Origin of the sequence: Devosia marina (genome assembly GCF_009758415.1) — a bacterium.
In the GTDB taxonomy this organism is placed as follows: domain Bacteria; phylum Pseudomonadota; class Alphaproteobacteria; order Rhizobiales; family Devosiaceae; genus Devosia; species Devosia marina.
This window is the reverse complement of record NZ_WQRF01000008.1, coordinates 1-12,175: the sequence shown is the minus strand read 5'-3', so window position 1 is coordinate 12,175 and position 12,175 is coordinate 1. Positions and strand designations below refer to the sequence as shown.

At 60.8% G+C, this 12,175-nt stretch carries 14 protein-coding genes; 7 read left to right on the top strand and 7 right to left on the bottom strand.

Going from position 1 to position 12,175, the window contains the following annotated elements:
• Positions 1 to 10: 10 nt before the first annotated feature.
• Positions 11 to 538 carry a ubiquinol-cytochrome c reductase iron-sulfur subunit gene (gene petA, locus GO014_RS16425; RefSeq protein ID WP_246204694.1) on the bottom strand — a complete coding sequence of 176 codons (528 nt, stop codon included), beginning with the start codon at positions 536 to 538 and terminating at the stop codon, positions 11 to 13.
• Positions 539 to 765: 227 nt separating this feature from the next.
• On the opposite strand from petA, the gene GO014_RS16420 reads away from it, so the two are divergent.
• From GO014_RS16420 to GO014_RS16410, 3 genes are all read left to right on the top strand, one after another.
• Positions 766 to 1,254, top strand: coding sequence for a tRNA (cytidine(34)-2'-O)-methyltransferase (locus GO014_RS16420; RefSeq protein ID WP_157291429.1), 489 nt, complete (start codon positions 766 to 768; stop codon positions 1,252 to 1,254).
• A gap of 17 nt (positions 1,255 to 1,271) precedes the next feature.
• Entirely contained in the window at positions 1,272 to 2,159 is an 888-nt protein-coding gene (gene hemF, locus GO014_RS16415) for an oxygen-dependent coproporphyrinogen oxidase (RefSeq protein WP_157291428.1), read from the top strand.
• Positions 2,160 to 2,235: 76 nt separating this feature from the next.
• Positions 2,236 to 2,436, top strand: a complete 201-nt coding sequence (locus GO014_RS16410; protein WP_116588971.1) for a DUF1059 domain-containing protein — start codon at positions 2,236 to 2,238, stop codon at positions 2,434 to 2,436.
• 48 nt (positions 2,437 to 2,484) lie between these two features.
• On the opposite strand, the gene GO014_RS16405 is transcribed toward GO014_RS16410, so the two are convergent.
• From GO014_RS16405 to GO014_RS16395, 3 genes are all read right to left on the bottom strand, one after another.
• The gene (locus GO014_RS16405) at positions 2,485 to 3,660 is read right to left on the bottom strand and encodes a tRNA nucleotidyltransferase/poly(A) polymerase-related protein (protein WP_157291426.1); all 1,176 of its coding nucleotides are present in this window, start codon (positions 3,658 to 3,660) and stop codon (positions 2,485 to 2,487) included.
• A complete protein-coding gene (locus GO014_RS16400; RefSeq protein ID WP_157291424.1) occupies positions 3,657 to 4,283 on the bottom strand; it encodes a CoA pyrophosphatase in 627 nt (208 codons plus the stop codon). Before GO014_RS16400 ends, GO014_RS16405 begins: the two co-directional genes overlap by 4 nt.
• A gap of 75 nt (positions 4,284 to 4,358) precedes the next feature.
• Complete coding sequence (locus tag GO014_RS16395; protein ID WP_157291422.1) at positions 4,359 to 4,907, bottom strand: GNAT family N-acetyltransferase; 549 nt, start codon at positions 4,905 to 4,907, stop codon at positions 4,359 to 4,361.
• Between the two features lie 357 nt (positions 4,908 to 5,264).
• Here GO014_RS16395 and GO014_RS16390 point away from each other — a divergent pair, with 357 nt between their 5' ends.
• The gene (locus GO014_RS16390; RefSeq protein ID WP_157291420.1) at positions 5,265 to 6,224 is read left to right on the top strand and encodes a glutathione S-transferase family protein; all 960 of its coding nucleotides are present in this window, start codon (positions 5,265 to 5,267) and stop codon (positions 6,222 to 6,224) included.
• A 96-nt stretch (positions 6,225 to 6,320) separates the two neighbouring features.
• Here GO014_RS16390 and GO014_RS16385 read toward each other — a convergent pair whose 3' ends face one another.
• Positions 6,321 to 6,794 (bottom strand): NUDIX domain-containing protein, encoded by a 474-nt coding sequence (locus GO014_RS16385; protein ID WP_246204692.1) that lies wholly within the window; start codon positions 6,792 to 6,794, stop codon positions 6,321 to 6,323.
• 62 nt (positions 6,795 to 6,856) lie between these two features.
• On the opposite strand from GO014_RS16385, the gene GO014_RS16380 reads away from it, so the two are divergent.
• Entirely contained in the window at positions 6,857 to 7,798 is a 942-nt protein-coding gene (locus tag GO014_RS16380; protein ID WP_157291419.1) for a metallophosphoesterase, read from the top strand.
• A gap of 179 nt (positions 7,799 to 7,977) precedes the next feature.
• Here the strand turns inward: GO014_RS16380 and GO014_RS16375 are convergent, their stop codons facing one another.
• A complete protein-coding gene (locus tag GO014_RS16375; RefSeq protein WP_157291417.1) occupies positions 7,978 to 8,754 on the bottom strand; it encodes a class I SAM-dependent methyltransferase in 777 nt (258 codons plus the stop codon).
• Between the two features lie 315 nt (positions 8,755 to 9,069).
• Positions 9,070 to 9,705 (bottom strand): FMN-binding negative transcriptional regulator, encoded by a 636-nt coding sequence (locus tag GO014_RS16370; protein WP_157291412.1) that lies wholly within the window; start codon positions 9,703 to 9,705, stop codon positions 9,070 to 9,072.
• 336 nt (positions 9,706 to 10,041) lie between these two features.
• Here GO014_RS16370 and GO014_RS16365 point away from each other — a divergent pair, with 336 nt between their 5' ends.
• Together GO014_RS16365 and GO014_RS16360 are read left to right on the top strand one after the other, a co-directional pair.
• Entirely contained in the window at positions 10,042 to 10,701 is a 660-nt protein-coding gene (locus tag GO014_RS16365) for a hypothetical protein (RefSeq protein ID WP_157291411.1), read from the top strand.
• A 92-nt stretch (positions 10,702 to 10,793) separates the two neighbouring features.
• Positions 10,794 to 11,984 carry a DUF3644 domain-containing protein gene (locus GO014_RS16360; protein WP_157291409.1) on the top strand — a complete coding sequence of 397 codons (1,191 nt, stop codon included), beginning with the start codon at positions 10,794 to 10,796 and terminating at the stop codon, positions 11,982 to 11,984.
• Positions 11,985 to 12,175: the final 191 nt, after the last annotated feature.

Below are 12,175 nucleotides of genomic sequence, written 5' to 3'. Positions count from 1 at the left end.
AAAGCCCCCACTAACCGATCTGGATCAGCGTATCGCTGACAAATTCATAGGGCGGAACGACCAGGTTTGCGGGCGCGGGGCCACGGCGGATGCGGCCGGCCGAGTCATAGTGCGAGCCGTGGCAGGGGCAGAACCAGCCGTCGAACTCGCCGGCTTCGCCAACCGGGATGCAACCCAGATGGGTGCAGTTCGCGATCATCACCAGCCACTGCTCGTGACCTTCCTTGACGCGCTCTTCATCGGTCTGCGGATCCTTGAGATCGGCCAGCGGAACCGCACGGGCTTCCTCGATTTCGGCAGCGGTCCGGTGCCGCACGAACACTGGAAGGCCGCGCCAGGTAATGGTCACCGACTGCCCTTCGGGAATGGCTGCAACATCGAACTCGATGCTGGCCAGTGCCAGGGTCGAAGCGTCGGGGTTGAGCTGGTTGATCAGCGGCCAGACCACGGCGGCAGCGCCGACCGCGCCGACGGCGCCGGTGGCGACATAAAGAAAGTCCCGCCGGTTGGTGGATGAATGTTCTGCTTGCGTGGCCAAGGTCCGTATCCCCGTAACATGCACATTTGACGGGGCCGGCCCCGGACTGGTCGATTGCATACGCAGAATCGACCGCCGTGCGCCCTCAAGCGGCCCGTCAGGTCCGTCCTTTTTGCACTGTCATGGTCGCTTGTCCAGTGCAGGTGCCGTGACAGCGCACAACTGCGACACTATACCCGAGCCAGCCCGGATTTCCGGGCGCTCCATCACGCGCGAGGCCGCCTGACATGTCCATCGACCTGGCCCTTTACCAGCCCGACATCGCCGCCAATACCGGCACCCTGCTCCGGCTTGGCGCCTGTATGGGGGTAAAGGTCCACATCATCCATCCCGCCGGTTTCGCCCTCACCGATCGCAACCTGACCCGCGCCGGCATGGACTATCTGGACAAGGCGGCACTTGCCGAACATGACAGCTTCGCCGCCTTCCAGGACTGGCGACATGAACAGGGCCGCCGCTTGGTCCTCCTCACCACCAAGGCCAGTCAGTCTGCCTATCAGGCCACCTATCTGCCCAGCGATATACTCCTGCTCGGCCGCGAAAGCGCTGGCGTTCCCGAAAACGTCGCCGAAACCGCGGACCTTCGATTGCGCATCCCCATGCAGCCCGACTTGCGCTCGATCAATGTGGCCATCGCCGGTGCCATGATATTGGGCGAAGCATTGCGTCAGACCGGCACCCTGCCCGGCATGACGCCCTTTACAGAACTAAGCTGAAGGTCCATTCCCCCGCCATGACTGCGCCAGCCCCCACCCTGCCCGCCGATATCGAATCCAAGAAGACCGCTGCCAGCACCTGGTTCCGGACGCTGCGCGACCAAATCTGCGCCGAACTTGAAGCCATCGAGGCTGAAGTCACCGGCCCGCATGCCGAAATGGCCCCAGGCCGCTTCGAACGTACCCCCTGGGATCGCGCGGCCGGTGGCGGCGGCGAGATGTCGATGCTGCATGGCCGGGTCTTTGAAAAGGCCGGCGTGCACATCTCCACCGTGCACGGTCATTTCACTGAGGATTTTGCCAAGCAGATGCCCGGCACCGAGGCGGGTACCGCGTTCTGGAGTTCGGGCATTTCGCTCATCATCCACCCCTGGAACCCCAACGTTCCGGCAGTGCATATGAACACCCGCATGATCGTCACCGGCCGGCAATGGTGGGGCGGCGGCGCTGACCTCACCCCAGTGCTCGACAATCGTCGCACCCAGACCGACCCCGACACAATCGACTTCCACACTGCCATGCGGGCCGCCTGCGAAGGCCGCCCCGGGGTCGATTATGAACGCTTCAAGGAATGGTGCGACGAATACTTCTTCCTGCCTCACCGCAACGAACATCGTGGGGTGGGCGGCATTTTTTACGATCAACTCAATTCCGGCGACTGGGGCGCCGATTTCGACTTCACCCAAGCTGTGGGACGGGCTTTCCTCGACATCTACCCCAGGCTGGTCCGCCGCAATTTCGAAAAGCCCTGGACCGAGGTCGAGCGCGACGAGCAACTCGTCCGCCGCGGCCGCTATGTCGAGTTCAACCTGCTCTATGACCGCGGCACCACCTTTGGTCTCAAGACCGGAGGCAACGTCAATTCGATCCTGTCCTCCATGCCGCCCGCGGTGAAGTGGCCCTGACCTATGGCGGGAACCTTTTTGACCTAGCCGCGTTCCGTAAGACCCGCCAAAGGGAGTGACACAAGGAGGTTCAGCGATGAAACGCTTTGATTCCGGCACCCTCATTCCAGGATCCACCTGGCGCGCCGAAGCCGAAACCGAGGCCGAAGTTGTGCGTCGAGCGGTCGAAAACATGCGAAATCTCAACGGCGAAGCCGAAGTGCGCCCCGAAATGGTCGAGCGTATCAAGGAACGCATTGTTGATGTCGACGACATGGGCCGCCAGACCAAGCATTGATTATGCAAGCCCCGGTTTTCCGGGGCTTTTTCATTGGCTCGCCATGAGCTAGTGAAAAATCCGCTCCAGGAGCGCGTCCTTGCTGGCCGAAAACTCACTTTCCACCCAGGCGCGCTCCATGATGGCCAGCGCTGCGCCCATATCGGGTCCCGGTTTCATGCCCCGCGCTTCCAGGTCTGCGCCGCCAACCGGTAATGGAGCCACCGGCAACCGCCCCATTTCGCGGGCCAGTTCTGCCAATTGCTCGCGCAGCCAGCCCTCCTCGGCAGCCGCAACCGCCAGCCCCTCCACGGCATCTTCGCCGAACCGATAGGCTGCCCAGCCAACATCGCCGCGCCGCAACAGTGCAGATGACTCCGCAACACGTTCGGCATGCCCGACCAACGCCTTGCTCAGCCGCCAGTCGGCCTGCCGCCGGGCCAGATCATCGCGCCCCAGCATGGCCAGCCGCGCCGCCGCGCTTTGCCCGCCCAGCGCCTCATAGCGTTTTAGCGCTGGCACAGCGCCTGGTGCCAGACGCACCAAACCCAGCCGGTCCATCAGGGCCAGCGTCGTTGCAACACGCGGCAGGGCCAGCATACGCAGCATTTCCGCCCCCACCCGCTCGCGCGAGATATGGTCCAGCTCATCGGCCGCAGCCTGGCACGCCGACAACCCCTCAGGGTCGAAGCGCTCGCCCCCATGACTGGCCGAGAATCGGAAGAACCGATAGACCCGCAATCCGTCCTCGGCGATCCGCTGCGCCGCATCCCCGATGAAGCGCACCCGGCCGTTGATCAGGTCCCCCGCGCCCCCGAGCGGATCGAACAGACGGCCATCGGCAAAGCAATAGAGCGCGTTGATCGTGAAGTCGCGCCGCGCCGCATCGGCCACCCAGTCGGTGCCGAAGGCCACCTCGGCGCGCCGGCCATCAGTCACCACATCCTGGCGCAGTGTCGTCACTTCCACGATCGTTGCATCGAGCCGCAGCGTCACCGTGCCATGCTCGATACCGGTCGGATAGGCGCTGATTCCTGCCGCCTTGGCCCGCTGCATCACCACCACCGGCAGCAGCTCGGTCGCCATGTCGATATCGGTGTGTTCGCGCATCCGTCCGATCAGGCTGTCGCGCACCACCCCTCCCACGGCCCGTGTCTTTCCCGCCGCGCCATCAAGCGCGGCGAAAATCGCCTGCACCTCTGGCTGATCCAGCCATTCCGCGCCTTCCAGCCGATCCGGTATCACGCGGCCACCTCGCCCACCACCAGATCGCGGAACTGCCGGGTCAGATTGGCAGTAATGCCCCAGATGACATGCCCATCATGGTCAATCTGCCAGGTCGAATGTTCTTTCCCGCCGCGGCTGATGCGGAACCGACCATAGCTCCGGGCGTCCAGAATACGCTCCAGCGGCACCTCGAACACCGAATGCACCTCGCCCGGATTGGGCACGAAAGGCCCGGTCGGATCGACTTCGGCCACCACCGGAGTGATCAGATAATTGGTGCCGGTATAATAGGTCTCCATATAGCCCAGAATGTTTGCATCCCGGGCCATCATGCCCACCTCTTCATTGGCCTCGCGCAGGGCCGCCGCCCCTGGTCCATTATCCAACCCGTCAATCTTGCCGCCGGGAAAGGCCACCTGACCCGAATGCGCGCGCAGATCGGGGGATCGTTCGGTATAGAGCACGGTATGCCCCTCCGGCCGACGCACCAGCGCGATCAGCACTGCTGCGGGCACGGGCGCCCGTTCAAACGGCTTGAGAGGTTGCCAGTCGGGCACCAGTCCCTGCGCCGGCGGCAGGTCTGGCGGCTCAGCCAGCAACCTGGGCGACAGCAGCCGGACAATTTCGGAACCTGAAGCCAAGGCGCACCCAGGATGATTTCATAGTAATGAGAGGAATGTAGTCATCCCGTTCCCATCCTGCACCCCTTTTTGGCCTCAAGCCTCGAGGTCAAACGCAGCAATTTCGCCCTTGAGCGACTTGGCCAGGCCCTTGTCCTCGGCCAGCAGCAAGACGCGGGTCGGGTCGACCGGGCCGGGAAACTGGATATTGCCCGGCGTGGTGATCTCCCAGCCCAGCGGGCAATAATAATCCTGGTCGCCCACCAGCAGCACGAACTCACCCTCGCCTCGGGCCAGAGCCAGCTTGGCCACCTCGCGCGCCAGCAGCTTGCCCGCGCCCCGCTTGCGGAAATTGGGGTGGGTCGCCAGCGGTCCCAGCAGATAGCCCTTGTGCCCGTCCACGCTGATCGGTGTCATCCAGACCGACCCACAGGCAGTGCCATCCACTTCCGCAATCAGGCTCAGGCTCGGGTCGATGGGGAACATCTCCCGCACTCGAAAAGCCGTGCGCGCAAACCGGCCCGGACCGAAGGCAATGGCCTGCAGTTCATCGACAAACACATCATCGGCGGCGGTAGCGGCCCGAACGGTCAGTTGGCCGGCGGCAGGGGAAGAGGCGGCCTCGGCCGCAACGAGCGTGGTCATGGGTCTGATCCAGGAAAAGATGTGCAGAAAAACGTGCGGATCGGCCACCGGCCCTCCGCTCTAAACGACCAGCTAGGGTCGTCGGTTCATCTGCAAGACTTTCACCATCCTGGACGCCTCCACGTCTGGAACCCGATTAGCACCCACGCGGTTGGTCGTAAATGGGAATATTGGGGCCATGCTTCCGAATTCCTTGGCGTCCGGCGCAACCGTTTCGCGATTGCGCAACAGTGTGTTGCCGCCAGGACCCTTTTTGTCCGCCGCTTCACTTCATAGCTAAGGGGCGATAACCGATCCAACCGGCAGGGTCATTCAATCCGCAAATGCCGACAGCAAAATGACCGAAAGGCAGTTTCAATGGGACAGTTGATCGACGGAAAATGGTCGACCCAATGGTATGACACGAGCAAATCCGGCGGCAAATTCGTTCGCTCGCAGGCCGGCTTCCGCAACTGGATCACACCCGACGGCAGCCCCGGCCCCTCGGGTGAAGGCGGTTTCGCGGCCGAGGCGGATCGCTACCATCTCTATGTTTCCCTGGCCTGTCCCTGGGCGCACCGCACCCTGATCTTCCGCAAGCTCAAGGAGCTGGAGAGCCTGATTTCGGTCTCTGTCGTCGCCCACAAGATGCCCGACGAGACCGGCTGGAATTTCGACAAGTCCGAAGGTTCGACCGGCGACGCGTTGTTCGGCAGGGACAACCTCTGGCAAGTCTATACCCAGGCTGTTCCCGACTATACAGGCCGCGTCACTGTTCCGCTCCTCTGGGACAAGAAGACCGGCACCATCGTGTCCAACGAAAGTTCGGAAATCATCCGCATGTTCAATTCGGCGTTCAACGAATTGACCGGCAACACCGACGACTACTATCCCGAGGCCTTGCGCCCCCGCATCGATGAGATCAATGCCCGCGTCTATGACGACATCAACAATGGCGTTTACAAGTCAGGCTTCGCCACCACCCAGGACGCCTATGACGAGGCGGTCACCAAGCTCTTTGACGCGCTTGACTGGGTTGAGGGCCTGTTGGGCGAAACCGCCTATCTGACAGGCGACACCATCACAGAGGCCGATTGGCGGTTGTTCACCACCCTGGTGCGGTTTGACGCGGTCTATGTCGGCCACTTCAAGTGCAATCGCAAGCGCATCGCCGACTACCCTAACCTCAGCCACTATCTCAAGGCTCTCTACGAGGTTCCTGGAGTCAAGGAAACGGTCGATCTCAACCATATCCGCACGCACTATCACTGGAGCCATACCACCATCAATCCACACCGTATCGTGCCCATCGGCCCCGAACTGCCGTTTCTGGATTGAGTGGCCCCAGGGTTAGCCACCAGCATCGCGTCAGACCCAATGCATCCCTCCCCCTGCTTCAGGGGGCGGTCAGGTGGGGGTCATTCAAAAAGAAGCTCAGTACCCCCAGATCGACCGCTTCTCCACGCCATCGAAATATTCATCAATCCGTTGGCTGGTCGCCGGGGTCACCTTCTCGGGCAGATTGTGCCGGTCAAACCAGCCCACTTCCGCGATTTCGTAATCCGGCTTGCGTTCGAACTCGAAATTGAAGCTCTTGGCCACATAGAACGCCACATGGTCCCGGTTCGTCACGGGACTGGTATTGTGATAGAGTCCGAACAGTTCCATGGGCCCGGTCACCCGATAGCCGGTTTCCTCCAGCGTTTCGCGCGCCCCGGCTTCCTCGAAGGTCTCGCCAGGCCCCACGCCCCCGCCGGGAAACTGCCAGCCGGGCACATAGGTATGGCGGATCAGCAGCACCTTGTCGCCATCCACCACCATCACCCTTGCCCCCACGGTCATCCGGTGCCAGAGCCCTTTGAGGGTCAAGAAGGCGGTCGCGCGCACGCGCTGGAAGCGATTCATCATGGTCTTGGCTCCATCTCTGCCCCTTGGCTATCAGAGCTTGGCCCGCGACAAAATCGTGCGTTGTGTCGATTGAACGTTTTCTTGCCCCATCGGTTCTGGCACAACCCACCGCGATGATCACCCTGGCCCACATTTCCGACATCCACCTGTCCCCCATGCCCGAGGTGGGTTTTCGCGATCTTCTGGGCAAACGCCTGACCGGCTTTCTCAACTGGAAGCTCAAGCGTCATGGCGAGATGAACACCGAGACGCTGGCGCGCCTGGTCGCCCATATGCAGGACCAACAGGCCGATTTCACCGCCGTCACCGGCGACCTCACCAATCTGGCGCTCGACAGCGAAGTCGAACTCGCCGGCCGCTGGCTGCGCGAATTGGGCGGCGCCGACAAAACCGTGGTCTGCCCCGGCAATCACGACGCCTATGTCCCCGGCGCGCTGGAATATGCCCAGAGCGAATGGGGCGACTATCTCAAGGGTGAAACCGTGGAAGGCCAGGCCTTCCCCTTCGTCCGCCGCGTGGGCGAAGTGGCCATCATTTCCTGTTCCAGCGCCGTGCCCACTGCGCCCTTTTTCGCCATTGGCCGTTTCGAGGAAAAACAGGCCGCCCGCCTCTCGCGCATTCTCAAGCTCCTGGGCGATGCCGGCTATTTCCGCGTCGTGCTGATCCATCACCCGCCCAATGCCGAACTGCAACATCCCAGCTTCGGCCTCAAGGGCCACCGCATCTTCCGCCGCGTCATCACCGACCACGGCGCCGAGTTGGTCCTGCATGGCCACACCCACCGCTCCTCGATCCACCACATTCCCGGCAAGAACCACGAAGTGCCGGTGATCGGCGTCGCCGCCGCCAGCGCCGCCCAGGGCGGCACGCTGGACGACCCGGCCCGCTACAATCTCTTCCGCATCCAGAAATCCGGCGAGGAATGGCGCTGCACCATGCGCGAATACGGCTTCCAGCGCCTGGGCGCCGACATCGTCATGCGCATGCAGATGCGGATCTACTGAACGGCCGCATCGCTGCAAAATCGCTCCGGTGGAACGATTTTAGTTCAGGAGGCCACGAAGGCTGCGCCTGAGTGACTACAAGAACATCGTCAAGCGCAAGGGCCGGCTCGAACCGCTGTTCTAGTCATGCGCCGCCGCCCCCGTCCGACGGCCCGCTCTCCGCGAGCGGCCTCAACCGGCTAGTTCGGCACACGCCCCCGCACCGCATGGACGCGCCCCCGCGCCACCCACTCCCCGGAACCGCGAGGAGCCCGGACGGTGTCGCGGACATGCTCCAGTTGTTCAGCGCTCAGCTTGGGAAGCACCTGCCCAATGCCAGGAGCGTTTGTGGCGGTCGACCAATATGCGTCAAACGAGGGAAATGCCCGGCTCGCTGTGATTTCCCGCGTTTCCACATCAACAAGACCGGCATCTGTCCACAAGCGATTGAGCGCATCCAGCCGCGCCACCTCCGGATGTGGTGGCAGCAGGGCTTCGACCCCAGCCTCGCTCAGTGCAACGTGCACATCTTCATAAGGAAAGCCGCCGCCTTCAAGATCCCACGCATAGGCAGCAACGACGCCCCCGCTGCGCACGACCCGCCGCATTTCAGCAGCCCCGCGCGCCGGCTCCGGAACAAAGAAGATCACCAGCGCCATGATCGCGGCGTCAAAGGCACCGTCGGAATAAGGAAGCTCCAGCGCAGAACCCAGGGTGAAGCGTGCAACACCTGCCTGATGGCGCTTGCGGGCATAGGCCAACTGGGCTTCGGATGGATCAATGCCTTCAACCAATGCCGGCTGTGCCCTCTCGACAATCAGTTCCGTCGAAGCACCGTTTCCGCAGCCAATATCGGCCCATTTTGCGCCTGCTGGCACGTCTAGCCAGTCGAGAAACGGGGCGCCCACCAAAGCGCTCCATACTCCCATCATGGACTCATAAGTCTCGCCGTCTTGAAACTGGATCGCCTCAGCCATCTCATCCTCCTCAGGTCAGGCAAAAAAGCGCTCACTAGGGGTGCTGGTTTGGGGCCGTGTCGGCGCGCAAACTGGCGTGAAGACCACATATGCCGCACTTGAGCGGCTATCGCATCCGCAGCAGGCAACCGGACAAGAATAGACCTGCCAAAACCCTATAGCCAGAGACACGTTGACGGCGCCCCTTCGAAAGGGGGCAGCGCACCAATCAGCAACGTCACGCCGGTTAATGGCGCTGAACAGGTGCGCGTCCACGACCTGTTGCATGACGGCGCACACGCGCACCTCTGGCGAGCAGAACCGGAATGACGATGTTCATTCCTGCGGGTCGGTCGCAATCATGCTGGCCACTGCCCGATCCGTTTCACGCTCGCTCGCGGCCAACCCCGCCGCCACCCCTCGGCGGTTCTGCTCGGGCTGGTTTTGGCTCATCTTGTTTTTGCCCTCGATGCGGGTAATCGAGAAGCGAAGGCCCACAATGCCCTTGAGCTGGCTTTCGATGTAGTTGTCGGGCGCGTCAGTGATCGCCCACGGCTTCGCGCGAGCCTGCTCGTAAAGGTCGGTGAGGCGGCTGACCGCCTGGTGCAATCGGTCGCGATCCTCGAAGAATTCGACCTCGCCATACGCGTGGACGGCTGAGTAATTCCAGGTCGGGACGACCTTCCCATGGTCCTGTTTGGTCGCGTACCAGCTTGGGGAGATATAGGCATCGGGGCCCGAGAAGATCACCATCGCCTCGCCCATTGCTGGCGTCTTCCATTGCGGATTGGCCTTGGCAAGGTGCCCGAGCAGCACACCGTGCTCTCCCTGGTTCTCGTCCAGGATCAGCGGCAAGGGCGTGGCCATCAGCCCCTCGGCCGTGGCGGTCACGAGGGTCGCGAGGCGTGCTTCGCGTATGATCTGACGAAGGACGACCGGATCGTCTTCGCGGAAAGCTGGAGGTGTGTACATGCCGTAAAATAACAAACTGCGGCCTACAGCACCAATTCACATGCGTGATGGCAGATATCAAAGGTGGGAATTCCATACGTGAACTGCGCTGCGCGTTCTGCAGCGTTAAGAGCAGAGAGCCGCAATCTTGGATAGTCAGACTTGGGGTGGGATGGGGACTGTCAGGTTTTAGCGCCATTAGCCTGCATCTGGACATTTAGATTGCCGCGTCTACCAGCATAGCGTCGATCTGAGCCACATCGACAATGCGATGCCTTAGGCCTAGGCTATGTGTTCAATAGATTTCAGCTCATTGGAAGCATTTTGGATATAGCACTACTTGTAGGCCCTGCTGTCGTGGCCGCGATCGTCTCGTCCATTCTGGGTCTTATCTCGCTTTTTGTCTCCACTCGAACGACACGCGGCCTGCATTCCGAACGATTGGCAGCGGATACGAGGATTGCTCAGCAGAAGTCCGATGCAGACATTGCTCTGGCAGAAAAGAAACTTGAACTCGACCGGTCACTAGCAGATTGGAAAAGGCGCACAGAATTTGCTGAGGAAATTCTAGCTGATTTTTACCGCGCGAGAGACGTTTTCAACGATTCCAGGCGGCCATTTGCTATGGCCGGGGAGGGTCAAAGCCGTCCCGGGCGAATCGATAGTGACTCTGATCTGGAACGCTATCGAGATGCACTTTACACACCATTTGAGCGACTAAGCCGGGAGAGGGAGTTCCTGGCGTCTATTACCTCAAAGAAATTTCGATTTATGGCGCTGTTTGGTAGGCATACGGGAGAAGCCTTCGAGACACTAACAAGTGCATATAATCAAGTATCAAGCGCAACCGGCATGCTGATCAACCTGCCAACGAGAGACGTGACTTCCTCGACCAAACGCCTAGAGGCTATCATTGGCTGGGCGCTGGAAGATGATCCTATCAAGACCAAGATCGACGAAGCGGTGGCGACCGTGGAGATAGCATGCGCTCCTTGGCTGACGTCTACCCCTGCGTAGATATCTGGGCGGCTGCTTTGGGGTGGTGGTTTCCAGACGGTCCGCTTTTAGCAATATTGATGCAATGATCTGCCGATTGTACGGGGGCGAGTTTGGCAAAGAACGGCGTGTCACTGACACCTGAGGAAAAGCGCGTTGCTAAAGCCCTGCTCGCGAAGAAGTGGCGCAATCAGGACATTCAAGCCCTCATCAACGTTGGTCGAAAGGCGACTATCAACAGTGGACGCATAACCGGAGTCAAAAAGAACGCCGAACAGGAGTCGGCGTCCGAAGAAGAGGTCGCGTTTTTCCTCCTGAAGAAGAGGTCGTACGATCAGCAGACAGGTCTCAACCGATACGATGACGAGAGACTCATACGTGCCCGTGAGGCGATGATCCTCGCTGTCCAAGTGTTCAACAGTGCTGCGCTCCGATTCAAAACCGAGGTGTTCACGATGTTGGCCAACGTAGCGTGGACCTACCTCATGCATGAGTGGTACGCGCGCAATACGACGGTGGAACTCATAAATGGCGACGGGTTCTCTAAGCCGTTGAGCGAGCTTGTGGAGCGGGGAGACTGTCCACTGCCTGATGGAGTGCGGCAGAACCTGCGAGCGCTGAAGGTCCTACGCGACAAGGTGGAGCACCACCTCCTGGGCAGGGCCGATCAGAAGTGGCTCGGGATTTTCCAAGCGTGCTGCCTGAACTTTGACAAGGCGCTATGTGAGCTGTTCGGAAAGGAGCTGACCCTAGCCAGCGAGCTCTCGTTTGCGCTGCAGTTCGCAAGCATGAACCTCGAACAAGTGACCACGCTCAACCAGTACGAGCTCCCGGCTGACATCACCGCCATAGATGCTCTCATCACTGATGGCATGACGCCGGAGCAGTTGAACAACATCGAGTTCCAGTTTCAGGTCGTGTACACCCTCAGTGCCGCCCCCAAGTCCAAAGCCCACATCCAGTTCGTCAATCCAGTATCGGCGGAGGGAAAGGAGATACATAACGTTCTAGCCAAGAAGGTAATCTCGGATGACCTCTATCCGCTAAAACCCGGGAAGGTCGTGAAACAGGTCGCAACAAAGACCAAGAAGCACTTCACGTCGCACACGCATCTGCAGGCGATGCGGTACTTCAACGTGCGGCCGAAGAACGGCGCTCCTCAGCCAGAAAACACCGACAAGACGCACTGCATCTATCACCCGGTTTACAAGGCGTATGCATATTCACCTGAGTGGGTTGAGAAACTTGTGGCCGCGGTTCTTGACCCCGAGGTCTATGAGAAAATCAGGGCCGTGAAGCTGTGAGGCGACTAGGTTTAGTTTAGTGACCGATGGCAGCTTTGGGGGACTGATCAGGAAGCGCTGAACGACCACTATGGTGAAGGGTTTCGGGCGCTGTTTGGCGTACGAAAGCCACCCATGCAGGAACCCGCGGTCCGAATTCTCTGGGCTATGGGGTTTTCCGTTTTGGCGTGACTGAGGTTCTGCTGTGCGCC

Excerpts from the sequence above, each read along its gene's own strand:
- GO014_RS16370 (WP_157291412.1), bottom strand. The coding sequence starts at position 9,705 with ATGTACACACCTCCAGCTTTCCGCGAAGACGATCCGGTCGTCCTTCGT.
- hemF (WP_157291428.1), top strand. The coding sequence starts at position 1,272 with ATGACTGCGCCAGCCCCCACCCTGCCCGCCGATATCGAATCCAAGAAG.
- GO014_RS16410 (WP_116588971.1), top strand. The coding sequence starts at position 2,236 with ATGAAACGCTTTGATTCCGGCACCCTCATTCCAGGATCCACCTGGCGC.
- GO014_RS16395 (WP_157291422.1), bottom strand. The coding sequence starts at position 4,907 with ATGACCACGCTCGTTGCGGCCGAGGCCGCCTCTTCCCCTGCCGCCGGC.
- GO014_RS16385 (WP_246204692.1), bottom strand. The coding sequence starts at position 6,794 with ATGATGAATCGCTTCCAGCGCGTGCGCGCGACCGCCTTCTTGACCCTC.
- GO014_RS16420 (WP_157291429.1), top strand. The coding sequence starts at position 766 with ATGTCCATCGACCTGGCCCTTTACCAGCCCGACATCGCCGCCAATACC.
- GO014_RS16390 (WP_157291420.1), top strand. The coding sequence starts at position 5,265 with ATGGGACAGTTGATCGACGGAAAATGGTCGACCCAATGGTATGACACG.
- GO014_RS16375 (WP_157291417.1), bottom strand. The coding sequence starts at position 8,754 with ATGGCTGAGGCGATCCAGTTTCAAGACGGCGAGACTTATGAGTCCATG.